The organism is Rhodoferax sp. GW821-FHT10B06, from assembly GCF_059415605.1.
The window spans coordinates 161,883-186,187 of sequence record NZ_JBWKNO010000006.1; the positions used below are offsets into that span (position 1 = coordinate 161,883).

Here is a 24,305-nt window from a genome sequence, read left to right on the forward strand (position 1 = left end):
AGCTATTGATTCAATAGCAAACCTGGCTGAACCTGCTGCGCTGGCAGGCAGCCCAAGCCCTCCAGCGTCGCCTCTACCGCCGCGTCCAGCGCGGTATGCGGCTCGCGCCCCAGCGCCGCCACCAGCTTGGCATTGTCCAAGCGCACCGGCTGCTGCCACAGGTAGCGCATCTCTTGCAACTCGCGCAGCGTCACCACGAAGGGAGCGGCCAGCCGCATCAACCACCACGGGAAAGCCGCCACACGGGGAGTGACACCACTGCGCCGGGCCACCACACGACAAATCGCCTGGGCCATCTGGCTGCCATCGGCATCCCAGTGGCCACCGAAATGGAAGCTGGCAAATGCGTCCAGGCTGTCACGCCGTGCCAGCAAGGCAACCATGGTGCGGGCCACGTCCGGTAGATAAGCCCACTGGTGGCCCACGCCGACGCGGCCTGGGTTGCTGACGCTGCGCACCGCCCGGCCCGGCTTGACCAGGCCCTGGGCAAACCAGTTATTACCGGCCTGCGGACCAAAGAAGTCGCCAGCCCGCACGATCAGCACCCGCGCGCCCTGCTGGCTGGCGGCCTGCAAGCGCTGCTCCAGCGCCACCCGGATCGCGCCCTTGCGCGTCAGCGGCTGCTGGGGTGCGGTCTCGGTCAGCAGCGGGAATGCATCCGGCCCGTAGTTGTAGACCGTGCCGGGCAGCACGATGGTGGCGCGCTCCGCCTTGGCAGCAGCGATGCTGTTGTCCAGCATGGGCAGCACCAGCTCGGCCCAGCGGCGGTAGCCGGGCGGGTTCACCGCATGCACGATGACGCTGCAGCCCTGGGCCGCGGCCAGCACATCGGCCCGCTGCATGGCGTCGCCGCGCAGCCAGTGGATGCCGTCCTTTGTCTCACCGGCCGCCGGCACGCTGCGCTGCATAGCGCGTACCTTCCAGCCGGCGTCGCGCAGCTGGCGGGCCATTTCGCCGCCAATGCCGCCGGTTGCGCCGAGGACCAAAACCGTCTGCTTGTTGTCCATGAGATGCTCCAAAAAAGTAGGGATGGGGCGATTCTGGAAGCAGCTGCATTCAAATGGAATTGCCGAACATGTACCAGCGGCTATACATTTATGCATGGCAACCGATATTGGCTGGGAACTCTACCGCTCGTTTTTAGGCGTCTTGCAGGAAGGCTCGCTGTCCGGTGCCGCCCGTGCGCTGGGCGTGGCCCAGCCGACGGTGGGCCGGCACATCGCCGCACTGGAAAAGGCCTTGAAGCTGCCCTTGTTCACCCGCTCGCAGGCCGGCCTGCTGCCCACCGAGGCCGCGCTGGCCTTGCGCAGCGACGCCGAAGCCATGGCCAGCACGGCGGCCGCCCTGCAGCGCACCGCGGCCAGCCAGGGTGCAGGCGTGCGCGGCACGGTGCGCGTCACGGCCAGCGAGATCATCGGTGTGGAGGTGCTGCCGCCCATCCTGACCCGCCTGCGCGCACAGTACCCCGGGCTGAAGATCGAGCTGCTGCTGAGCAACCGAGTCCAAGACCTGCTGCACCGCGAGGCCGACATCGCCGTGCGCATGCTGCGGCCCCAGCAAGAGCTGCTGGTGGCGCGCCGCATCGGCGAGGTCGAGCTAGGCCTGCACGCCCACCAAAGCTACCTGGAGCAGCACGGCACTCCGCACAGCCTGCCCGAGCTAGCGCAGCACGCGCTGATCGGCTTCGACACCGAAACCCCATTCATCCGCAGCGTCGGCAAGTCCTTGCAAGGCGTATTCCAGCGCGACAACTTCGCGCTGCGCAGCGACAGCGATCTGGCGCACTGGGCACTGATCCAGGCCGGCGCCGGCATCGGCATCTGCCAGGTGGCGCTGGCGCGGCGCAAGCCAGAGCTGGTGCGGCTATTGCCCAAGCAAGCCAGCCTGCCGCTGGAGACCTGGATCACCATGCACGAGAACCTGCGCCACAGCCCGCGCTGCCGCGCCACCTTCGACGCACTGGTCGAGGGGCTGCAGCAACACATCGCTTAGAGTGGCGCATCCTTTTATTACCGGGAGCCCCCATGAACCAAGAGCTGTTTGACCAAGGTCTGAAAACCCGCCGCGAGGTGCTGGGCGCCGAGTATGTGGACGCGGCGATCCAGAACGCCGACGACTTCAACCGCGACATGCAGGAGCTGGTGACCCAGTACGCCTGGGGCGACATCTGGAACCGCCCAGGCCTGGACCGCAAGACCCGCAGCCTGCTGAACCTGGCCATGCTGACCGCGCTGAACCGCCCGCACGAGCTCAAGCTGCACCTGCGCGGCGCGCTGACCAATGGCGTCAGCAAGGACGAGATCAAGGAGGTGTTTCTGCAAACCGCCGTCTACTGCGGTGCGCCCGCGGCCATCGACAGCTTCCGCACCGCCAAGGAAGTGTTCAAAGAACTGGGCGTTTAAGGCAGCACAGCCTTATGCATAAAAATAGTCTCCAGCGTAGGTATTACCTGCGCAAGCAGCTACTCTTTTAATAGCTTATCCGGCATGCACCACCACCAGCCAGGCGGTGGCCTCGCCCTTGCCCAGGTTGCGGATGGCATGCGGCCGGTCCACCGCATAGCGGGCTGTTTCGCCAGGCTTCAGGCGCTGGCGCTCGTCGCCCGACACGACCTCCAAAGCCCCCGTCAGCACGGTGAGATGCTCTCGCGTGCCAGCCTCGTGCGCCTGCGACTCCAACACGCCCCCGGCTTGTAAAGACAGCGCATACCACTCAAACTGGCCTGCCAACTCGATAGGACCCAGGATGCGCAGCTCACACGCCCCATCCGGATTGCGCAATGAAGGCGTGGCATGCGCCGGCACCACGGTGATGGCCGGCTCGGGCGGGGGCGGCGCGGCCCCCAGCAAGTCGCCCAGGGGCACGCCCAGCGCATTCGCCAGGCGCCAGACAACGGCCACCGTAGGGTTGGCCTGGGCGCGCTCAATTTGCGACAGCATGGACTTGGACACCCCCGCCTTGCGCGACAAGGCATCCAGCGACAAGGCCTGGGCCTGGCGCAGCGCGGCCAGGGTCTCGCCCACGCGGGGCGGCTCGGCACTGGCCGCAACGGCCGGTGCTGGGGTGGTTTTGGAAGAACGTTGCACCATAGTTTTGGAAGGAGATTAATCCACTATATTGATTTTTTGTTCGATATACAGCACAATTTCAATTTACTGCACACACCATTGTGCCCGACACACACCCTACCCACCCGGAAGGATCGCCATGAGCACCACTACCGCCCCGTTTTATGCCCATCTGCAACAAGAGCTGGACGGCATCCGTGCTGCCGGTTTATACAAGTCCGAGCGGGTCATCGCCAGCGCCCAGGGCGCGCGCGTGAAAACCCTGGCGGCCGATGGCTCCGCGCGCGAGGTGCTGAACCTGTGTGCCAACAACTATCTGGGCCTGTCCAGCCACCCGGCGGTGGTGGCCGCGGCGGCAGAGGCGCTGCAAAACCGGGGCTACGGCCTGAGCTCGGTGCGCTTCATCTGCGGCACGCAAGATCTGCACAAGACGCTGGAAGCGCGGCTGTCCAAATTCCTGGGCACAGAGGACACCATCCTCTACGCGGCGGCCTTTGACGCCAACGGCGGCCTGTTCGAACCCCTGCTGGGCGAGCAGGACGCCATCATCAGCGACGCGCTGAACCACGCCTCCATCATCGACGGCATCCGCCTGTGCAAGGCCAAGCGCTATCGCTATGCGCACAACGATATGGCCGACCTGGAGCTGCAGCTGCAGCAAGCCCGCGCCGACGGCGCACGGCATGTGTTGGTGTTCACCGACGGCGTGTTTTCCATGGACGGCACCATCGCCCAGCTGGATGTGATGCGCAAGCTATGCGACCAATACGGTGCGCTGCTGGGCGTGGACGAATGCCATGCCAGTGGCTTCATCGGCGCAACCGGTCGGGGCACGCACGAGTACCGCGGCGTGTTCGGTAAAGTGGACATCATCACCGGCACCCTGGGCAAGGCGCTGGGCGGAGCCTCCGGCGGCTTCACCAGCGCGCGGCGTGAAGTCATCGAGCTGCTGCGCCAACGCTCGCGCCCGTATCTGTTCTCCAACACCGTGGCGCCCAGCATCGTGGGCGCATCGATCGCGGTGCTGGATTTACTTGAGGCCTCCACCGATTTGCGTGACACCCTGGCTGACAATACCGCCTATTTCCGCAGCGCAATAGCCCAGGCCGGGTTCGACATCAAGCCAGGTGAACACCCCATCGTGCCCATCATGGTCTATGACGCCGTGGTGGCACAAAAGCTGGCCGCGCGGCTGCTGGAGCTGGGCGTGTACGTGGTGGGCTTTTTCTTTCCCGTGGTCCCTCGGGAGCAGGCGCGCATTCGCGTACAGCTCAGTGCGGCACACACCCGGGCCGACCTGGAACGCGCCGTAGCAGCCTTCATCCAGGCCGGGCGCGAATTAACTCTGATTCAATAAAAGGAACTTGATGGATACCCGGATTCTCATCGTCGGCGCCAACGGACAAATCGGCACCGAACTGGCCCAGGCTCTGGTGCAGCGCCACGGCAAGGAGGCCGTGGTGACCAGCGATCTGGCACCACTGGGCCGCCTGCCCAGCGTACACCACGAAACGCTGGACGCCACCGAGAACGGCGCCCTCACCGAAGTGGTGGAGCGCAACCACATCACCCAGGTTTACCTGCTGGCCGCCGCCCTGTCGGCACGCGGTGAGCAGCACCCACAATGGGCCTGGGACCTGAACATGAAAAGCCTGCTGAACGTGCTGGAGCTGGCGCGCACGCACAAGCTGCACAAGGTGTTCTGGCCCAGCTCGATCGCCGCTTTCGGCCCCAGCACCCCGCGTGACAACACACCACAGCACACGGTGATGGACCCGAGCACGGTCTACGGCATCTCCAAGCTGGCAGGTGAAGGCTGGTGCAACTGGTACCACCGCAACCACGGTGTGGACGTGCGCAGCCTGCGCTACCCGGGCCTGATCAGCTGGAAGACCGCACCCGGCGGCGGCACCACCGACTATGCGGTGGAGATCTTCCACGCTGCTTTGAAGCACGGTCGCTACACCAGCTTCCTGGCCGCCGACGCCGCCCTGCCCATGATGTACATGCCCGACGCCATCCGCGCCACACTGGAACTGATGGAAGCTCCGGCGGAAAAAATACGTGAGCGCGGCTCCTACAACCTGGGCGGCATCAGCTTCACCCCGACCCAGATCGCCGAGGCGATTGCCCGCTACGTGCCCGGCTTCAGCCTGGAATGCGTGCCCGACTACCGCCAAGCGATAGCCGACAGCTGGCCACGCTCCATTGACGACCAGGCCGCACGTAGCGACTGGGGTTGGAAGGCGGAATACGACCTGGATGCAATGGTGCAGGACATGCTGAAGAACCTGCGGCCGCTGGCTGAACGCCGTTAACTCACCCTGCATTCTCAAGGCAAGCGCAGCGAAGCCCCCTCCAGAGAACCCGCGGAACCGGCTTCGCCGGGCCGCTGGGTTCGCCCCCTGCAAGGGGGTTGGCGAAAGACGCGAAGCGCTGCAGCCTGGGGGTGTGCTCAGCCCCTTCCGTAATCGTCCTGCAAGCGCACGATGTCGTCCTCACCCAGGTAGCTGCCGTACTGCACTTCCATGATTTCCACCGGGCCTGTGGTCTTGTTCGCCAGGCGGTGCACTTCACCGATGGCAATGTCCACATGCTGGCCTGGCTGCAACTCGACCACCTTGTCGCCCACCGTGACGATGGCGGTGCCCACCACCACCACCCAGTGCTCGGCGCGCTGATGGTGCTTTTGCAGGCTCAGCTGCTGGCCGGGGTGCACGCCAATGCGTTTGACCTTGTGGCCAGGAGCCTCGTGCATGTTTTCATACCAGCCCCAGGGGCGCTCGGTACGTTCGATGGAAACGGTGCGTGTAGAAGTATTCATGGGTATGGCGATGCTCTCTGCACTGTGTAAAGTAAAGCTGGCAAGCACTAGATAGTAACCCGTAGTTGTCGCCTACCCCATCGCATCCGGCAGCCTGAAACACCAAGCACAAAAACAAGCGCTAACGCAATAAATTCCTGCACATACAGCTATCTATTCAATAGCAAATAGCACCAAGAATTACCCGTTACAGGTAGCAAACTAATACACCCTGTAACACCTTCCCTGGCAGCACAGCGGCTTCAGTACAGGGTCTCGACCTCGCTGGCCAGCAGATAGCCCGCACCCCGCTCCGTCACGATGAGCTGCGGGTTGGCGGCGTCCAACTCCACCTTGATGCGCAGGCGGCGGATTTGCACATCGATGGTCCGGTCATACACCTCGGCCTCGTGCAGGCGGGACATGGACAGCAGCTGGTCGCGCGACAGCACACGTTGCGGTGCACGGCACAGCGCGGACAGCAGGCTGAATTCGCCATTCGACAGCTCCACCGAATCCCCGCCCGGTGCCACCAGGCGCCGGGTGCGCAGGTTCAGCTCCCAGCCGGCAAAGCGGAATGCGCGGCGGCTGTTGTCGCGTTCCGGCAAAGTGGCTTGCACCTGGTAACGGCGCAGCACCGCACGCACCCGCGCCAGCAGCTCGCGCGGGCTGAAGGGCTTGGTCACGTAGTCGTCGGCCCCCAGCTCCAGCCCCATGACGCGGTCGGCCTCCTCGGCGCGGCCGGTCAGCAGGATGATGGGAATGGTGGCGCGCTCGCGCAGGGTGCGGGCCAGCTGCATGCCGTCTTCACCTGGCAGCTTCAGGTCCAGCAGCACCAGGTCGATGGCTTCGCGGTCCACCATCTCGAACAGCTCCCGACCCGAGGCACCGGCACTGACGCGCAAATCGTTGTCCCCCAGGTATTCCACCACCAGCTCACGGATGTTGGGATCGTCGTCGATCACTAGAATGTGCGGGGCAGTCGATGTTTGCATAAATCAGTAGATGGAAATCTTTACAGAGTATCCGGGATTATGGCCAGCACCGCCCACAGGAGTTTCCATCAGATGCAAGAGACCGACACCACCCGCAAAGCCATAGCGCCGCGTATCTGGGCCTGGGCGCTGGGCCTGGGCTTGCCGCTACTACTGGTGGCGGGCGTCGCACTATGGCATTTGCGCAGCGAAACCATAGACAGCCAGACGCGGGAGTTGAACACCTTGTCGCTAGCCCTGAGCGACGAAATGCACCGCACGCTGCAAGGCATCCAAAGCGGCATGCATGCCATGCAGGACGAATTGCGCTACAACCGCATACCGCTTACCGGCGCCGATGCCGAAGAGGCGCTGCGCACCCGCACCGAGCTGATGACCATGGTGCGCTCGCTCTGGCTGGTCAGCCACGATGGACGGGTGCTGGCGGCGTCCACCGACATGCCGCTGCCGGAGCAGCCCGATTTTTCTCCACCCTTGAATAAACTGGATACCGAGACGACCGCAATCGGCCGCTCTCATCCCGAGCAGAACCGCACCACCACGGCCGTCACGCTGGCCGCGCAGTTCACCACTCCGCAGCACCATGGCTGGATTTATGCAGCCCTGCCATCGAATGCCCTGCTGGGAGCTTTCACCGTGGCGTCCCAGGCGCCAGACGCACATATGTCCGTGTTCCGCCAGGATGGCGTGCTGCTGGCTGCATCCTATGTACGGCAATCGTCGTTGAGTGAGCAAGAGATTGCCCAGCGCCTGGCCAACCACCAACGCACAGCCGTCCACGAATTCCCGGACGGGCGCAAGTATCTGGTGGCCTTGCGGCGCCTGCCCAACTATGGGCTGGACGTGGTCATCACCCGGGATCTGGACGTCATATTGGCCCCATGGCGCGACACCGTGAAAATCACCCTGGCCAGTATTGTGCTGCTGCTTGCCATCATGGGCATCGCGGTGTTTCTGGTAGAGCGCGCCGACCAACGCCGCATTGCCGCCCAGCAGGCTTTGCAGGCCCAGGTGTCGCGTGCCAGCAAGCTGGAGTCGCTAGGCGTGATGGCCGGCAGCGTAGCGCACGACTTCAACAATGCGCTGGCGGCCATTGTCGGCTTCGGTGAAATGGCGCAGGACGCGGCCGCGCCCGGCAGCGCCCAGGCCCGTCACATCGACAAGGTGTTGCAAGCCGCTTTGCGTGGCAAGTCGCTGGTAGAACGCATCCTGTCATTTGGTCGCGGAGGCGGCTGCACCTCCACCGTGTTCGAACTCGAACCCATCATTGAAGAAGTGCTGACCCTGCTGGCCGCCACGCTGCGCCCGGGCGTTGTGCTGCAGCGCGGCCTGGAGGCACATGGTGCCCTGCTGCGCGGTGACCCGACCCAGGCCTTCGAGGCCGTGATGAACCTGTGCACCAATGCCATCCAGGCCATGCCCCACGGCGGCATGGTCAGTGTGCAGCTGGTGCGCAAGACCGTCACTCTGCCCCAGGTGCTGTCCCATACCCAGCTGCCTGCTGGCAACTACCTGGCTTTGACGGTGTCCGACCAAGGAAAAGGCATCAGCCCAGAGGTGATGGAGCGCCTGTTCGAACCCTTCTTCACCACCCGCAGCGCAGACTCCGGCACCGGCCTGGGGCTAGCCGTGGTGCACGGCGTGGTGGCGGAATTCAACGGTGCTATCGACGTGAAAAGCAAACCCCTGCAAGGCGCCCGCTTCACGCTGTACTTTCCGGAATGCACCGATGTGCTGGCCAGCGCCACGCCCTTGCTGCCGTCCGCCCCCTGCGGTGCAGGGCAGACGCTGCTAGTGGTGGACGACGAGCCAGGCCTGGTTGCCATGGCCGAAGAAATACTCGGGAACCTGGGCTACCGCACGGTAGGTTTTACCGACCCGATGGCCGCGCTGCAAGCCCTGCGCGACGGGCCGGAACGCTTCTCGGCCGTGATGACCGACGAAGTCATGCCAACGCTGACCGGCATCCAGCTAACCGATGCTGTGCGCCAATTCGCGCCCCAGCTGCCCATCCTGATGGTCAGCGGCTACGGCGGTGCACTGCTGGCCCAGAGAGCCACCGAGGCCGGTGTATCTCGGCTGTTGACCAAACCGCTGCAACGCGCCGATCTGGCCCGCGCCTTGTCGGAGCTGGTGCGCTAACGGAAAAGGGCTTGTCGATCAGCCGGCATGGCTGATCGACAAGCCCTTTTGACGGGGACAATGTCGACGAGGTCGCTTAGTTCGAGTTCACGTCGATATCGCGCTGGTCTACCGATGCGACCTTGCCGTCGGCGCTGAAGTCCACCTCAAACAGAGCAGGGTTGGAGCCCAAGACACGGTACTCCCACGTTGGACCCGGTTCATTGCCATAACGAACCACGCGTTCGGGTTGGCCCAGGGCCTGCTGCACCGACGCGGCGTCCATGCCGACCTTGATCTGGGTTTCGTCCTGCTGGCCCACCGTGAAACCCGTGGCGGCCTGAGCGGCTGCCACGCCGAACAGCAAACCTGCGGCCAAAAGTGTGCGGGATGTCCAGGAATTGAATGTACGTTGCATGATGGTCTACCTCTTATACATACGGATGGGAAGCTATGCGGGTCTCACGCCATTCCAGCCCTGGAACAACGTGCCTGCAACGCCATGGTGCAAGCATGCTTTCGCACACGCATGACAGCACATCCATTTGCGCGTGACAGATGCAATCGCTTCTGTAAGTAGGTGTTAGCCCTGGGTTAAGCCCAGATAAACACCAGATGAAGCACAGTGAAGATTACATCTGTCATAGAGCCAGCGGGTCACGTCATCAAGTCGTAGGGGCGTGGCGAGAAGATCATGGAACTGCAGAAGCACCTCAACCTGTGACTGCAGCCAAGGAACCACCATGACCGCCCTACTCCATCGCCGAATCGCAGTGCTCGCCCTCGTTGCGGGTCCGCTGCTCTTGATGACCAGCCTGCCTGCAGCCGCAGGCACCACCGACACAGCACTGGGCTGCGCCGTGGAGTCGGCCCTGTCCGCCAGGATGGGCAACGAAGCCAAGGATCTCAGCGCAACGGTGCACAACAGCGATGTCACGCTGCATGGTTGGACCCAACGCCCGCAGCAGGAGGCAAAGGCCCGTGCCATCGCCAGCCAGGTCGCGGGTGTGGGCAATGTGTATAGCCGCATCCGCGTCTTCTCGTCGCGCGACTAGCAACGCCCGCATTCCACGGACCACCTGAAAGCACAGCGCAATGCAGAACACCGAGCACCCCCTGGACACCCGCCCTGGCACCGATGCCCAATTGATCGTCTGTAACTCCGCAGCAGACAAGTACCACAGTGCCTTGCAACGCCTGCGCGATTGGTGGCGCCTGCCGGGCACAGGCCATGCGCCAACCAAGCCTACGCTGCGGCTGCATGTAGACGACCTGCAAGGCAAGCGGGTGGCCACCGTGGCCGACGCCGGCCCGCAACTGGTGCTGGACCTTCCCGCCGGCACCTACCAGGTGACGGCCATCTTGGGTGAGGTCTGCCGCGGTTATACGCTGACGCTACGGCCAGGCGACGCATTCAACCTGCAACTGTGCCACGCGCTGCGAAGCTGAATATCTACCGCCACCAGCATGGCGATGCACAACCCACAGGCTCATGTTGCAGTGCAAAAACAGGGTTAATTCGTAACAAATGGTTAAGTCGCCTTTACGCGCTCAACCCACCGGTTCATCATGCAGACATACCGCCCAATTACGATTTTCCATGTGATACAGCCACATGAATGTGCTGCTTGTGCTCTGCGTTAAAAGCGCGGCCCGCACCAGGAAAACAGTGACCAATATGGGGACAAACACCATGCATCCACAGACATCCGCTACAGAGCCTACCGCTCTGACCACTGCCGCCCAGCTTGCCGCTTCGGACGCCGTCATCGCCGAACTCGTAGGCCAGGTATTCGAGGCTGCACCCACACCTGAAAAGCGCCGCTTGCTGGCACACCTGATACGCCCGCTGGGCTTGCTGTCACTGGTAGCAGTGGCCAATGGCATCTTCGCCAAGCTACGCTTTCGCGATGGCTGGCAAGACATACAGCCACGGCTGGAAGACGTACAACAAGTGCACACCAGTGATGTTGTCGCGCTGGTGGACCATGTGCAGCAAGTCAGCGTGGAGGCGGTGGACAGCCTGGCCCATTTGCTGAAAACTTCACCTGTCGTAACCGGCTCCGCCGCCGCAGCGGTGCTGATCACCATCTTGTTGCAAAGAGCCAATGCCCGGCGCAGCAAAACGGCGCAAACCGACATTGACGACCTCTACGCGGCCTGAGCCCGACGCCCAAAATACGCACAGAAAATGAGCCTCTAGTGCAGGTTGCGCCTGCGCAGGCAGCTATCCAATCTCTAGCGGAAAATGGAGGGACAGATCAGGCCAGCGGCATGTACTGCTCGGCCAGGCTGGCGTACAAGGCGCCGCCCAACGGCAAGATGGCGTCGTTGAAGTCATAGCGGCTGTTATGCAGCGCGCAGCTACCCGGCCCGTTTTCCGTGCCCTGGCCTATGCGCATATAGGCACCGGGCTTGACCTGCAGCATGAACGAGAAATCCTCCGAACCCATGCTGGGGTCCAGATCGCGCACCAGTTGGGCAGCGCCCACCAAGTCCTCGGCAACCCGCATTGCAAACAACGCTTCACTGCGCGAATTCACCGTGGGCGGGTACAGCCGCTCATAGTGCACCGAGGCGGTTGCGCCAAAACCCAGGGCGACAGCGCTGCACAGCTCGGTGATGCGCCGCTCTATCAGGTCCTGCACGGCTGGGTTGAAGGTGCGCACCGTGCCTACCAGTGTGGCCTTGCCAGGCACCACGCTCATGGCGCCCAGGTCGCCGGCCTGCACCGCACAGATGCTGACCACGCCACTGTCTATAGCCCGGATATTGCGCGACACCACACTTTGCAGCGCGGTGATGGTGTGCGCAGCCACTAGCACCGGGTCGATATTCTGGTAGGGATGGGCGCCGTGACCGCCACGGCCGGTGATCTCAATGGTCACCCGGTCCGAGGCCGCCATCATCGGGCCCGGATTCAGGCCGATGGAGCCAGGTCGCATATGCGGCCAGTTGTGCATGCCAAATACCGCCTGGACCGGGAAGCGGTCGAACAAACCATCCTGGATCATGGCCTTGGCGCCCGCGTAACCCTCTTCACCAGGCTGGAAGATCAGCGCCACCGTGCCATCGAAATTGCGCGTTTCCGCCAGGTAACGCGCCGCCCCCACCAGCATGGTGGTGTGGCCGTCATGGCCGCAACCATGCATCAGGCCGGTCTTGGCCGACTTCCAGGCCAGATCGCTCGTCTCGGTCATGGGCAGCGCGTCCATGTCGGCCCGCAGGCCCACAATTTTGTCGCTGCCGGCCTTGCCGTTGCGCCCGTGGATGACGCCCACCACGCCGGTCTTGCCTATGCCGGTATGCACCTCGTCCACACCGCACAACTCCAAAGCCTGCTGGACCCGGGCCGCCGTGTAGACCTCTTCAAAACCCAGCTCGGGATGGGCATGCAGGTCGCGGCGCAAGGCCGTGAGCTCGGGGTGAAACTGGGTGATGTGCGCAAAAGCGCGGCCATTGGCTTGGAGCAAAGAGGTGGGCATATGCGGCGTGAAACAGTGTTCTGCAGGAACGTTCTTAGAACTGTACAAGCTTTACCCTAACCCTTCGCCCTTGTGTGTCAAAAGCCGCGCAGATCGTCCACTGCTTGCAACAGCGGGCCCTGCCGTATCAAACCCAAAGTTTGGCCAACGACGTCCACATCGTTGTCAAAGCCGCCATGGCTGGCCGGCACCTGCTGTAAAGGCGTCTTGCCGTCGACCTGCAGGGCGGTGGTGACCTTGTCGCGGTCCAGTATCTGCAGGCGCCCATCCCGCTGCAGGCCCGCCTGCGCCACCGCACGCCGCCAGTCCTTGAGCGCATCGCCGGTGCTGGCGCTGCCATCCCAGCCGTTGTAGTCCTCCTGGTAGACGTTCTCCATGCCCAGGATGGGCGTGCGCAAATCCACCTCCAGCGCGTTAGACACAAAGTACAAGAGGGACTTGCGATAGATGGACGCCACGTTGTCGTTGCGCTCCACCCGGTCGGACAACACGCTCAGGTGCAGCCGGGCCATCACCGCCGGGTCCATAGCGTAGTGCTTGTTGGCAAAGGCCACGGTGCACGCCGGGGCGTACAGATGGATGGAACTGATGGCGGGCGTGGGCACGCCCCGGCCGGCCAAGGCCGTGAGCATATGGCCTAGGATGATGGAGCCGGCTGAATGGCCCATGAGGTGGATCTCCAGTTTGTCGCCCCAGGTGGCCATCAACTTCTGCAGCGCCTTGATCAGCAACTCGCCACCGCGCCCGGCGCCGAAAGCCAGCTCGGCGTTTTCTTTCATCTCGCTCCAGATGGGCCGGGCCAGCGGACGGCCTATGGCCGTCTCCAGCGCCAGGTCGGTCTTGTCGCTGATCCACTCGGCCAGGCCGCCGGCCAATGTGGGCTGCTTGTGAAACGCATCGCTGACGATGCCGCCAATCGATTCGCGCAGCCCCGTCTTCCACACCAGAAACAACGGGTAGCAGCCGTTACCCACAAAGTGCCGCCCCATGGCGCGAGCGCGTTGAATAGCGTCGCCCTCGCTGTTCAGGCCGCCGTGGGCGTAGAGCACTAGGCGCTTGACATCGCCACTGGCCGGGCTGCGAAACCATTGGTCCGGCAGATCACACACCTGGTGGCCCAGGGTGCGGCTGAGCTCGTCTTCGGTCAGGTAGCGCTTGACGCGGCCATCGTTGCCCAGCACCACGCTGTGCTGGTAGGCCTGGTCTTCGCTCCACCACTGGCTGGTATTGGCATCACCCACCGCGGCGTTGGCCTGCGAGGCCACCACGCTGACACGCCCCACCACCACACCCGGCACACCCATGGCCACCACCCAGGCATCCATGCCATTGGCCAGCCAGTCGGCATAGCCGATCACCCCGAAGCCGCCCATGCCCCAGCCCTTACCCCAGGAGTTCTGCACCACAAAACCCTGGTTGTTGAAGCCCACCAGCGCGAAGGCATGGCCGTTGTCTTCCGACGGCCGTCCGTTGAACGGAATCAGCGGAATATCGGCATGGCCCATGGGGTTCTTTTTGCGTGCCGGCAGGCTGTGCCAGCCTTCGTGGGTGAAAGCCGATACATACACCGCCCCCACCGCCTGGATCGCCGCCTGCAAGTCGGTGATGGACTTCAGGTCGATGCGGTAGTACACGCCCAGCGTGGTCTGCACCGCCTTCTTCGCATAGCCGTAGCGCGGCTGCTCCTGCGTGTAGGGCCAGTCCTCGGCCATGCATACGCCGTGGTTGAACCAGCCCTTCAACGCGCCGCGGCAGCTGGAGCCGCTATAGTTTTCGCCAGCATATTCGTCGTATCGCCGCGCAAAGTTGTACAGCATGCGCGGGCTGACCGACGCCATCTGGGCCGGGCTATTGGCCTTGCGCCAGCGCAGGTAGTTGACCACGCAGGCCAGGCCGAAACCGGTGCAGGCGCCCTCGCCGCCCTGGTCCAGGATCAGGCCGGCCTGGGTGTAGGCAGGTAAAAAGCGGCGTATGGCGTCGTCGCTGGGGTACGCATCGTCCAAGCCCAGCGGCGGCGGTTGGTAAGGTCGGTCACACAGGTCCGGAGGGTCCTTACGTACGGTCAGCTGGCGTGGCACCGGTGCTGCCTTGGCCTTGGTGCTCTTGCTCCGTTTAACCGGCGCGCCCGCCTTGGCCGCCACAGCCTCCACAGGCCAGACCTTGTCGGCCAGCACGAACACATCCTTGAACCGGTCCAGACCGTGCGCGCCGCCGTTGACCAGCTTGCGCGCCACCGCGTAGTCGCCCGTGGCCAGGGCCTGGCGCATGGCGTCGGCCTTGTCGGCAATGAAACGGGCCAGCAACAGGGCCGCCACCTCGGGCGCATTCGCCAGGTCCGGGTTGGCAGCCAAGTCAAAGCCCAGGGCCTTGCCGTAGTTTTGGTAATTGCTGCGCCCAGTCAGCTGCACAAAACCGCGGCCCTTGAAGCGCGCGCCATCGCCGGGCTGGGTATTGCCCAGCGCCTTGCGTCCGTCGTACAGGCCAAACGGCATGCCGCCGGGCGCGGTATTGAACTGCGACACGAACTCGGAAATCGGCAGAAAGCCCTCGGTCTCTGCACGGATGGTGCCCAGTGCAGCACAGATGATGGGCCGGTCCGTCAGGCCCAGCGCGCCCAAGGCCGCCACCACATAGGGCAGGTAGCGGGCGATATTGGCGGGCTTGGTCGCTGGAAAGAGCTGGCGTACGGCGTCCGGTGTCAGTGCCAACTCCATCGCCGGGGCCTTGGCCAGACCCAGCTGCAGCTGGCAATACGGCCCCACCACACCATCGGCCACCAAGCCCACGCCCGACTGCCAGCGCCGGGCCGCAGCCTCCACGTCGGCATCCACCAAGTCGGACGGAGCCCCCTTGGCCAGACTGGGAAAAGCCAGCGCATCGCTGCCCAACACCGCAACCAGCGCCTTACGCAAGGCTGGAATCTCCGGCCCCTGGTAACCCCGAACCCAAAGCATGCCCATGGTGTGCTCCTCTCGACAGAGGGTGTGTCGGGCATGCATTGTGAACCCGCCACAGCACAAAGAACATCCCTTATTTGCGGGATGAACCCAGTGCTTCAATGCCCCTGGCTGGCGCGCATGCGGTTCACATCCAGTTCGGTCACGCCCTGCGCCTGGTTGCCCCAGGCGCTGCGGATATGCGTCAGCACAGCGGCAATGTCGCTATCGTCCAGCACCAGCACAAAGGGCGGCATGCCGAAGGGACGCGGGTTGCCGGCAGTGGCGGGGGCAAAGCCGCCGTTCAGCACGGTCTGCACCAGATTCGCCGTGCTGGCCATGGTGACAGCGCGGTTGCCCGCCAGTGCCGGATACGCGCCGGCCACACCCAGGCCTTGCGCACCATGGCATTGGGCGCAGTGCTTGTCGTACAGCTGCGCGCCGCGCTCCAACATGCGGCCAGGGGTGGGCGACAGGTCGCGCAGTGGCGGCGCGGCCGTGGTCTGCGGCAGGGCCTGCAAATAGGTGGCGACCGCACCCAGGTCGGCTACCGACCAGTACTGCGTGCTCTGCAGCACCACCTCGGCCATGGGGCCTTGCACCAGTGCGCCCGGGGCCATTCCGGTCTGCAGCAGGCGCACCACGTCTTCGCGCGGCCAGCCAGCGACGCCGGCCTCATGTGCCGAGGTCAGTGCGGGTGCGTACCAATTCTGCATGGGGATCAAGCCGCCGGCCAGGTCCAGCTCGCCGCTGCTGGCGCCCAGCGCATTGCGCGCCGTGTGGCAGGCGCCGCAGTGGCCCAGGCCGCGCACCAGATAGGCACCCCGGTTCCATTCGGCCGACTGCTGCGGCTCGGGCTGCTGCACACCCGGCTGAAAGTACAGCGCCCGCCACACCGCCAGCGCTGGCTGGGTGCTGAAGGGCCAGCGCAGCGCATGCGGCGTGGTGGCCTGTGCGGTGGCCGGCAAACTCTGCAGATAGGCGTACAGCGCGTCGGAGTCGGCGCGTGTCACCGCCGTGTAGCTGGTGTATGGGAAGGCCGGGTACAGCAGCCGCCCGTCCTTGGATCGACCGTTGTGCAGCGCGCGCCAGAAGTCGCTAGCCGACCAGCGGCCTATGCCGGTTGCAGCATCCGGCGTGAGGTTGCTGCTGTAGACCGTGCCAAACGGCGTGTCTATGCCGCGCCCACCGGCATAGGGCGTGCCGCCACGCGTGGTGTGGCAGGTCGCGCAATTGCCCAGGCGCGCCAGGTAGGCGCCGCGCTGCAGCAGCTCGGGCGTAACCGTGGGTGCGGCGGATGCATCGTCAGATTCATCGCGCACATTCAAGGCCCACACCAGGGCGCACAGAGCCAGGGCAGCCAGCAGTCCGAAGGTGATCTTCTTCATGGCGCGGGTGCACTTCCGCAAACGATGGTCTTGGCGCCTGGCAAGAGTGCAGGCAAAGCGGCCACCGCGTGGGTATTGGCGGGCAGCGGCTGCGCGGCCAGCCAGGCGGTAACAGCGGACACATCTTCCGGCGGCAGCTTGCGCGCCACGTCGCCCATGCAGTCGGGCGCATGGGCGCGGCGCTGGCCGGTGCGCCAGGCGCCCAGCTGGGCATTCAGGTAGTCGCGCGGCAGACCCAGCAGACCGGGGATATTGGGCGCCACGCCGGTCAGCGCAGCGCCGTGGCATTGGGCGCAGGCGGGGATCTGCCGGGCGGGGTCGCCTTGACTGACTAGTTGTTGGCCTCGGCGCAGTTGCTCAGCTGGGGCACTGCTGGGCTGGGGCGCGGGGTATGGCAAGTCCAAGGCTGCAAAGTACTGGGCAATTTCCATCAGATAGGCATCGCTCAGCGGGTCCACCATTTGCGTCATCAGGCCGTAGTGGCGCCGGTTGTCGCGAAAGTTCAGCAGCTGGTGGTACAGATAGCCGGCCGGCTTGCCGGCGATGCGCGGGTAGTAGCCGTCGCTGGCCGCCCGGCCCTCTTTGCCATGGCAGGCCACGCAGGCCAGGGTGCGCTGGGCCATGCTGTCCTCAAACACGGGCGGCGCGGCCAGGCAGGTGCCAGCGGCCCACAGCAAGGGCAAGACAAGGGTGCGCAGAATAGTTTTCACAGTGGCGGAATCATGCCGGACTTGCCACGCCAGGGACAGCAGCAGTTGGCGTTTAAAAAACCATACCAGATGCCAAAAATGCAAAAATCTACGGATCAGTTGAAAGCATGATGAAACGCTACGAAACCCTAGCCGAGCTGCTGGCCGCCGACATTCGCTCTGGCCTGCGCGCGCCGGGCAGCCGCATGCCGTCCATCCGCACACTCACTGCGCAGCAGGGTGTCAGCCCGTCCACCGCCTTCCAGGCCTATTACCGCCTGGAAGAAAAAGGCCTGGTGCGGGCGCGTGAGCGCTCCGGCTACTTTGTGACGGCCGCCACCAGCCTGCCGCCCGCACCCACGGCCCGCACCGCTCCGTCGCCCGCGCGGGTTGCCGCCAAGGTGGACATCAGCGAGCTGGTATTTGCGGTGTTGGACGCGGCGCAGCAGCGCGACATCGTGCCGCTGGGTTCGGCCTTCCCCTCGCCCGAGCTGTTTCCGCTGCAACGCCTGGCCCAGTCCTTGACCGCCGGCAACCGCCAGACGCAACCCTGGCAAACCGTGCAGCACCTGCCGCAGGGCAGCGCCCACCTGCGCCAGCAGATTGCGCAGCGCTACCTGGCCCTGGGCATGGTGCAACCGGCCGAAGAGCTCATCGTGACCAGTGGCGCGCTGGAAGCGCTTAACCTGTGCCTGAGTGCCGTGGCCCAGCCCGGCGACCTGGTCGCGGTGGAGTCGCCCGGCTTCTACGCCAGCCTGCAGGCGCTGGAGCGGCTGAAAATGCGCGCGCTGGAAATCCCGGTACACCCGCAGCACGGCCTGGACCTGGACGCGCTGGAGCAGGCCTTGAAGCGCCACCCGGTGAAGGCCTGCTGGTTCATGACCAGCTTCCAGAACCCCACCGGTGCCAGCCTGTCTGCGGCGAACAAGCAGCGTCTGGTGGCGCTGCTGGCGGCCCGACAGATTCCACTGATAGAGGACGATGTGTACGCCGAGCTGTACTTCGGCCACCAGGCGCCGCTGCCGGCCAAGGCCTATGACCAACACGGCCTGGTGATGCACTGCAGTTCGTTCAGCAAAACCCTGGCACCCGGCTACCGCGTGGGCTGGGTGGCACCCGGCCGCTTCGGCCAGCGCATACAGCGGCTGAAGCTGATGACCACGCTGGGCGCCAGCCTGCCGGCCCAGGCCGCGCTGGCCGACTATCTGCAGCGCGGCGGTTATGACAAGCACCTGCGCCGGCTGCGCCACACGCTGGAGTCGCAGCACGCCAGCCTGGTCGCGGCCATCGCCCGGCACTTCCCCGCCGATGTGCAGCTATCGCAGCCGGACGGCGGGTATTTTGTGTGGCTTAGCTTTGCGCCCGGCTTCGACACTCTGGCACTGCACCAGCAGGCCTTGGCCCAGGGCATAGGCATCGCGCCGGGGCCGATCTTCTCCGCGCGCCAGGGCCTGCGGAACTGCATACGGCTGAACTACGGCCACCCCTGGGATACGCGCATGGAAGCCGCCATGGCCACGCTGGGTGCGCTGGCACGCGCGCAAGACATTTATAAGAAATAGGCCGCCAGCGCAGGTAATACCTGCGCAAGAAGCTACTTATTTAATAGCAATCAGCGCTATGCCAGCCGCAGGTCCAGGGTCTGCCCGTCTTCCGGCAGATGCACCCGCAGACCTTGCGCGCTGGCCTCTGCCCGCAGATTGCGCGGCACCTGCTGCAAGGCATGCAGACCGCGCAGCACCAGCACGGCCGACCAGAGCTGGCCCTGCCAGCGCAGGTGCAGGTGCTGGCCATCGCGGCGCACATACATCTGCAATGCGGCGTTGCCTTGGGCATCGGGCACCCGCACGCTGCTGGTCTGGCCGTCGGCCAGCTCGAACAGGTGCAGCTCCAGGCCATCGCGGTAGTCGTAGTCGGGCCGGTCGTTGCGCGCGCCCAGGGCCAGCAGGCTGCCGGGGCGTACATACAACGGCAGGCTCAGCATGCCGTGTTGCTCATGGCGCCAGCGGCCGCCGTCCACCACCTCGCCGGTGAACAAGTGGGTCCAGCGGCCCTCGGGCAGGTACACGTCCACCTCGGAATCGCTGCGCAGCACGGGCGCCACCAGCAGCTGGCTGCCCAGCAGGTACTGGCGGTCCAGGCTGTGGGTGTTCAGGTCCTGCGGAAACTCCAGCAGCAGCGGCCGCACCATGGGCGTACCGTGGTCGCGGGCCTGCACGGCGGCGTCCCACAGATAGGGCATGAGGCGGCACTTCCACTGCGTGAAGTGGCGCAGCACGTCCACCGCCTCTTCGTCAAACAGCCATGGCACACGGTAGGACTTGCTGCCGTGCAGCCGGCTGTGGCTGGACAACAGGCCGAACGCACACCAGCGCTTATACACGTCGGCCGGCGCGGTGTTCTCGAAGCCGCCGATGTCATGGCTCCAGTAGCCAAAGCCCGACAAGCCCAGCGACAGGCCGCCGCGCAGGCTCTCGGCCATGGACTCGTAGTTGGAGCTGCAGTCGCCACCCCAGTGCACCGGGAACTGCTGGCCGCCCACCGTAGCGGCGCGGGCGAACAGCACCGCCTCGGTCTCGCCCAGCTTCTCCTGCAGCACATGGTAGACCAGCTGGTTGTATACGAAGCTGTAGTAGTTGTGCATGGCCTGCGGGTCGGAACCATCGTGGTAGACCACGTCGGTAGGGATGCGCTCGCCAAAGTCGGTCTTGAAACAATCCACCCCCATGTCGATCAGGCGGCGCAGGTGGTCGGCATACCAGTCGCAGGCGGCGGGGTTAGTAAAGTCCACCAGGGCCTGGCCGGGCTGCCAACGGTCCCACTGCCAGACGCTGCCATCCGGCCGGCGCAGCAGGTAGCCTTTGGCCATGCCCTCCTGGAACAGCGGCGAGGGCTGGGCGATGTAGGGGTTGATCCAGAGGCAGATCTTCAAACCGCGCTCCTTCAACCGGGCCAGCATGCCCACCGGGTCGGGGAAGTTCTCGCGGTTCCATTCAAAGTCGCACCAGTGGAAGGCCTTCATCCAGAAGCAGTCGAAATGGAACACATGCAGCGGCAGACCGCGCTCGGCCATGCCGTCGATGAAGTGGTTGACGGTCTCTTCGTTGTAGTCGGTCGTGAACGATGTGGTCAGCCACAGGCCAAACGACCACTGCGGTGGCAGCGGCGGGCGGCCGGTGAGCTGGGTGTAGCGGTCCAGCACGTCCTTGGGGCCGGGGCCGTCGATGACGAAGTACTCCAGCGCCTCGCCCTCGGTGCTGAACTGCACCTTGGCAACCTTTTCCGAGCCCACCTCGAAGGACACCAGGCGCGGCGTGTTGACGAACACGCCGTAGCCGCGCGAGCTGAGGTAGAACGGAATGTTCTTGTACGACTGCTCGGAGCTGGTGCCGCCGTCCTGGTTCCAGATATCCACCACCTGGCCGTTGCGCACAAAGGGTGTGAAGCGCTCGCCCAGGCCGTAGATGTTTTCGCCCACGCCCAGGTCCAGGCGTTCGAACATATACGCACGGCCCGTGGCCTCCTCCAGCGCCTGGCCGCCGCTGCGCAGGCCGCTGCCGGTCAGGCGCTGCGCGCCGTGGAAGAAGTCCAGCGCCCAGGGGCCGCTGCGCGGAATGCGGACCGACAACGTGCCGCTGCTGAGCGTGGCGTGCTCGGGCCCCAGCTCCACCTTGGCCGCACTGCCCGCATCGGCATACAGCGTGAAGGCCGGCTTGGCCGGGCCACTGCCCTGGAAATGCTCCATGCGCACACCGATGATGCCGGGGCGCGGCGCAAACAGGCGCAGGGTGAGCAGCGCCGTGTCCAGCTGGTAAGCGCGCTGCGACACGTCCTTGGGCGCGGCGTGCACCAGCAGTTCATTGCCGCGCTGCTGCACCTCGTGCACATGCACCGGGTACATCACTTGCAGGCCCTTGCGGATGAGCCAGTTACCGTCGTTGATCTTCATGGGAATGGTTTCAGAAAAGCAGTGGAACCGTCATAGCGCGGCTTCGGTGGAATGGTCAAAAACATGGACCTGGGCCGGATCTATGCCCAGCGGCACCCAGTCGCCCGGAACAAAAGAGACCCGGCCGGTCTGGGCCAGCGTGACGCTGCAACCCGTCAGGTCGAAAGTGATGAAGGTCATGCTGCCGGTGGACTCCACCGCGTCCACCCGGCCCAGCAGACTGCTGCCTTGCTGGATGCGCAAATGCTCGGGGCGCAGGCCCACCCAGACCGCACGGCCTACGGGGCGTTTGCGGTCCAGCGCCAGCACACGGCCCGCAGCGCCGGTGATGGCCACCTGCAGCCCATCGCCACCCACCACACCCGCTACAAAGTTCATAGCTGGTGAGCCAATGAAACCGGCCACGAAGCGGTTGCCGGGCTTGTCATACAGCTCCAGCGGCGTGCCCACCTGCTCGATGCGGCCGGCGCGCATCACCACCACCTGGTCGGCCATGGTCATGGCCTCGATCTGGTCGTGCGTCACATACACCGAGGTGGCTTGCAGGCGCTGGTGCAGCTTGCGGATCTCGCTGCGCATGTGTACGCGCAGGGCCGCGTCCAGGTTGGACAAGGGCTCGTCGAACAAAAACACCTTGGGCTGGCGCACGATGGCCCGGCCCATGGCCACGCGTTGGCGCTGGCCGCCCGACAGCTCGCGCGGCATGCGCTGCAGCAGGGTCTGCAGGCCCAGGGTGCTGGCCACGCCATCCAGGGCCTTGCCTATCGTCTCGGCCGTGGCTTTTTTCAGGCGCAGCGAATAGCTCATATTGCGCGCCACGTCCATATGCGGGTACAGCGCATACGACTGGAACACCATGGCCACGTCGCGTTCGCGCGGTGGCTTGTGGTTGACCACCGCGCCATCGATGCGCAACGTGCCAGCGGTAATGTCCTCCAGCCCGGCGATGGTGCGCAGCAGTGTGGACTTGCCGCAGCCCGAGGGGCCGACCAGCGCCACAAAGCTGCCGCGCGCGATGTTGAGGTCAATTTCGCGCAGGATGGCGGTACTGCCAAAGGCCTTCACCAGGCCCTGGATTTCGATGGTATTCATGGAGAACCTACTTGAGTGCGCCAGCCGTCAGGCCGCTGACAATGCGCCGCTGCAGCAGCATGAAGGTGATGAGAATCGGCGTGGTGTAGATGGCCGCGTAGGTCATGATTCCTACCCAGTCGGTCTTGGTGTCACCCACAAAAGCCGCCAGCGCCACGGTGGTGGTGGTGTACTTGTCGTCCAGGATCAGCGAGCGCGAGAACACGTACTCACCCAGGGTCTGCAGGAAGACCAGGATGCCGGTCACCAGCACGCTGTTGCGCACCAGCGGCAGCACCACGTGGATGAAAGCCTGGCGCGGCGTGGCGCCGTCTACCAACGCAGCCTCGCGCAGCTCGCGCGGCACCTGCACAAAGGCTGAGCGCATCAGCACCATGTAGAACGGCAGGGTCTTGCTGATCTGTGCCAGCGTGACCGACAGCCGCGGAAAGCCCAGCAGGCCCAGCTCCTGGAAGGCCGCGAAGATGGGCGTCACCATCAGCGCCGGTGGCAGGGCCTGCAGCACCAGCACGGCGAACAGCGCCGTCTCGATCCAGCGGCTGCGCGCCTGGGCCAGGGCGTAGGCCGCGCCGGTGCCCAGCAGCACCGTGGCCGCCGTCACACCGCTGGCAATCACCAGCGAATTCCACAGGTTGCGGCCCATGGCGTAGTCGTGGAACACACGGGCAATATTCGACTGCGCGGCCTCCGGCCAGAAGGTCGGCGGCAGGCGGAACAGCTCGGGGTTGCTCTTGAACGCCGTGATGAACATCCAGTACAGCGGGAACAGGTACAGTGCGGTCAGTGCCAGCGCCAGGCAGAACAGCAGCTTGCGTCGCATCGCCATCTTTTACACCAGCCGCTCGCGGCGGGTGGCACGCACATAGACCACTGCCGTGGCCACCACCACGACAAGCATCAGCGAAGCAATCGCACTGCCCGACGCCACCTCGAATGTCTGGAACGACAGCTGCCACGACCAGTGCTGTGCCAACTGCGAAGCATTCGCCGGGCCACCCTGGGTCAGGGCCGCCACCAGGTCGAACTGCTGGATGGTCATGATGACGCCCAGCGCAATCACAGCCCCTAATGTGGAGGCCATCATCGGCAAGGTGATGGAGGTAAAGCGCTGCCAGGCATTCGCACCGTCCAGCTCGGCGGCCTCGTACAGGTCGCGCGGAATCTGCGCCAGCCCGGCCGACAGCAGCAGCATATTGAAGGGCACGCCCAGCCACACATTGGCGATGATGACGGCGTACAGCGCATAGCGCGCATCCGACAGCCAGTAGATGGACTCGCGCACCAGGCCCAGCTGCAGCAGCACATGGTTCAGCACGCCGTAGTCGCCCGCAAACAGCAGCTTCCAGACCACGCCGGCCACCAGGCCGGGCATGATCCAGCCAGCCAGGAACAGGCCACGCATCACCGTGGCGCCCAGAAATGCCTCCTGGAACAGCAGAGCCAGGCCAAAGCCCAGCACCACCTGGAACAGCAGTGACAGCGCAATGAACAGCCCGGTGTTCAGCCACACGCCGCGCGCCTCGGGGCGCTGCAGCACGTCTATGTAGTTTTCCAGCCCCACCCAGGGTCGCGACCACCAGCTGCCCGGCGCCATGGCATCCACCTCCTGGAAGGACATCAGCAGGTTGTAGAACAGTGGAATGCCGGCAAACACCAACAGATAGGCCAGGCCCAGCACCAGCAGCCATTGCTCGAAGCTGCCGTAGCTGCGCGGGGGCCGGTGCAGGGCGCCATCCCCGCGGCCAGGCCGCAGGGATGGCAGGGATGGCAGGGCCATCG

General features: G+C 64.8%; 22 protein-coding genes. 9 read left to right on the plus strand and 13 right to left on the minus strand.

What is annotated here, in order from left to right; translation table 11 throughout:
* Nucleotides 1-2 precede the first annotated feature (2 nt).
* Nucleotides 3-1,007, minus strand: a complete 1,005-nt coding sequence (locus AC07O2_RS11970) for an SDR family oxidoreductase (protein WP_495075966.1) — start codon at nt 1,005-1,007, stop codon at nt 3-5.
* Between the two features lie 94 nt (nt 1,008-1,101).
* Here AC07O2_RS11970 and AC07O2_RS11975 point away from each other — a divergent pair, with 94 nt between their 5' ends.
* Both AC07O2_RS11975 and pcaC read left to right on the plus strand, forming a co-directional pair.
* Nucleotides 1,102-1,992: a LysR family transcriptional regulator gene (locus AC07O2_RS11975; protein WP_495075967.1), complete on the plus strand. Its 891-nt coding sequence runs from the start codon at nt 1,102-1,104 to the stop codon at nt 1,990-1,992.
* Nucleotides 1,993-2,024: 32 nt separating this feature from the next.
* On the plus strand, nt 2,025-2,402 hold the full coding sequence (gene pcaC, locus AC07O2_RS11980; protein WP_116604149.1) for a 4-carboxymuconolactone decarboxylase: 378 nt from the start codon (nt 2,025-2,027) through the stop codon (nt 2,400-2,402).
* Between the two features lie 75 nt (nt 2,403-2,477).
* Here pcaC and AC07O2_RS11985 read toward each other — a convergent pair whose 3' ends face one another.
* Nucleotides 2,478-3,089, minus strand: a complete 612-nt coding sequence (locus AC07O2_RS11985) for a helix-turn-helix domain-containing protein (RefSeq protein WP_495075968.1) — start codon at nt 3,087-3,089, stop codon at nt 2,478-2,480.
* A gap of 118 nt (nt 3,090-3,207) precedes the next feature.
* Here AC07O2_RS11985 and kbl point away from each other — a divergent pair, with 118 nt between their 5' ends.
* Nucleotides 3,208-4,425 carry a glycine C-acetyltransferase gene (kbl, locus tag AC07O2_RS11990; RefSeq protein ID WP_495075969.1) on the plus strand — a complete coding sequence of 406 codons (1,218 nt, stop codon included), beginning with the start codon at nt 3,208-3,210 and terminating at the stop codon, nt 4,423-4,425.
* 10 nt (nt 4,426-4,435) lie between these two features.
* Nucleotides 4,436-5,386: an NAD-dependent epimerase/dehydratase family protein gene (locus AC07O2_RS11995; protein ID WP_495075970.1), complete on the plus strand. Its 951-nt coding sequence runs from the start codon at nt 4,436-4,438 to the stop codon at nt 5,384-5,386.
* Nucleotides 5,387-5,523: 137 nt separating this feature from the next.
* Here the strand turns inward: AC07O2_RS11995 and AC07O2_RS12000 are convergent, their stop codons facing one another.
* Both AC07O2_RS12000 and AC07O2_RS12005 read right to left on the minus strand, forming a co-directional pair.
* A complete protein-coding gene (locus tag AC07O2_RS12000; RefSeq protein WP_495075971.1) occupies nt 5,524-5,892 on the minus strand; it encodes a phosphomannose isomerase type II C-terminal cupin domain in 369 nt (122 codons plus the stop codon).
* Nucleotides 5,893-6,134: 242 nt separating this feature from the next.
* The gene (locus AC07O2_RS12005; protein WP_495075972.1) at nt 6,135-6,866 is read right to left on the minus strand and encodes a response regulator; all 732 of its coding nucleotides are present in this window, start codon (nt 6,864-6,866) and stop codon (nt 6,135-6,137) included.
* Between the two features lie 72 nt (nt 6,867-6,938).
* Here AC07O2_RS12005 and AC07O2_RS12010 point away from each other — a divergent pair, with 72 nt between their 5' ends.
* Nucleotides 6,939-9,008, plus strand: a complete 2,070-nt coding sequence (locus AC07O2_RS12010) for an ATP-binding protein (RefSeq protein WP_495075973.1) — start codon at nt 6,939-6,941, stop codon at nt 9,006-9,008.
* A gap of 76 nt (nt 9,009-9,084) precedes the next feature.
* Here the strand turns inward: AC07O2_RS12010 and AC07O2_RS12015 are convergent, their stop codons facing one another.
* Entirely contained in the window at nt 9,085-9,405 is a 321-nt protein-coding gene (locus AC07O2_RS12015) for a hypothetical protein (protein WP_495075974.1), read from the minus strand.
* A gap of 325 nt (nt 9,406-9,730) precedes the next feature.
* Here AC07O2_RS12015 and AC07O2_RS12020 point away from each other — a divergent pair, with 325 nt between their 5' ends.
* The 3 genes from AC07O2_RS12020 (at nt 9,731) to AC07O2_RS12030 (ending at nt 11,151) form a co-directional block, all read left to right on the plus strand.
* On the plus strand, nt 9,731-10,042 hold the full coding sequence (locus AC07O2_RS12020; protein ID WP_495075975.1) for a BON domain-containing protein: 312 nt from the start codon (nt 9,731-9,733) through the stop codon (nt 10,040-10,042).
* 40 nt (nt 10,043-10,082) lie between these two features.
* Entirely contained in the window at nt 10,083-10,436 is a 354-nt protein-coding gene (locus tag AC07O2_RS12025; RefSeq protein WP_495075976.1) for a hypothetical protein, read from the plus strand.
* A gap of 244 nt (nt 10,437-10,680) precedes the next feature.
* The gene (locus AC07O2_RS12030; protein WP_495075977.1) at nt 10,681-11,151 is read left to right on the plus strand and encodes a hypothetical protein; all 471 of its coding nucleotides are present in this window, start codon (nt 10,681-10,683) and stop codon (nt 11,149-11,151) included.
* 97 nt (nt 11,152-11,248) lie between these two features.
* Here AC07O2_RS12030 and AC07O2_RS12035 read toward each other — a convergent pair whose 3' ends face one another.
* From AC07O2_RS12035 to AC07O2_RS12050, 4 genes are all read right to left on the minus strand, one after another.
* Complete coding sequence (locus AC07O2_RS12035) at nt 11,249-12,472, minus strand: M20 aminoacylase family protein (protein ID WP_495075978.1); 1,224 nt, start codon at nt 12,470-12,472, stop codon at nt 11,249-11,251.
* A 77-nt stretch (nt 12,473-12,549) separates the two neighbouring features.
* On the minus strand, nt 12,550-15,432 hold the full coding sequence (locus tag AC07O2_RS12040; RefSeq protein WP_495075979.1) for a C1 family peptidase: 2,883 nt from the start codon (nt 15,430-15,432) through the stop codon (nt 12,550-12,552).
* 95 nt (nt 15,433-15,527) lie between these two features.
* The gene (locus AC07O2_RS12045) at nt 15,528-16,796 is read right to left on the minus strand and encodes a c-type cytochrome (RefSeq protein ID WP_495075980.1); all 1,269 of its coding nucleotides are present in this window, start codon (nt 16,794-16,796) and stop codon (nt 15,528-15,530) included.
* Nucleotides 16,793-17,506 (minus strand): c-type cytochrome, encoded by a 714-nt coding sequence (locus tag AC07O2_RS12050; protein WP_495075981.1) that lies wholly within the window; start codon nt 17,504-17,506, stop codon nt 16,793-16,795. The genes AC07O2_RS12045 and AC07O2_RS12050 overlap by 4 nt, the downstream gene beginning before the upstream one ends.
* Before the next feature lie 110 nt (nt 17,507-17,616).
* Here AC07O2_RS12050 and AC07O2_RS12055 point away from each other — a divergent pair, with 110 nt between their 5' ends.
* On the plus strand, nt 17,617-19,047 hold the full coding sequence (locus AC07O2_RS12055; RefSeq protein ID WP_495075982.1) for an aminotransferase-like domain-containing protein: 1,431 nt from the start codon (nt 17,617-17,619) through the stop codon (nt 19,045-19,047).
* Between the two features lie 56 nt (nt 19,048-19,103).
* On the opposite strand, the gene yicI is transcribed toward AC07O2_RS12055, so the two are convergent.
* From yicI to AC07O2_RS12075, 4 genes are read right to left on the minus strand one after another with little or no spacing between them, the layout of a single operon-like run.
* Complete coding sequence (gene yicI / locus AC07O2_RS12060; protein ID WP_495075983.1) at nt 19,104-21,434, minus strand: alpha-xylosidase; 2,331 nt, start codon at nt 21,432-21,434, stop codon at nt 19,104-19,106.
* Nucleotides 21,435-21,464: 30 nt separating this feature from the next.
* Nucleotides 21,465-22,526 carry an ABC transporter ATP-binding protein gene (locus tag AC07O2_RS12065; protein ID WP_495075984.1) on the minus strand — a complete coding sequence of 354 codons (1,062 nt, stop codon included), beginning with the start codon at nt 22,524-22,526 and terminating at the stop codon, nt 21,465-21,467.
* Between the two features lie 7 nt (nt 22,527-22,533).
* On the minus strand, nt 22,534-23,346 hold the full coding sequence (locus AC07O2_RS12070; protein WP_495075985.1) for a carbohydrate ABC transporter permease: 813 nt from the start codon (nt 23,344-23,346) through the stop codon (nt 22,534-22,536).
* Nucleotides 23,347-23,355: 9 nt separating this feature from the next.
* On the minus strand, nt 23,356-24,303 hold the full coding sequence (locus AC07O2_RS12075) for a carbohydrate ABC transporter permease (RefSeq protein ID WP_495075986.1): 948 nt from the start codon (nt 24,301-24,303) through the stop codon (nt 23,356-23,358).
* Between the last annotated feature and the right edge of the window lie 2 nt (nt 24,304-24,305).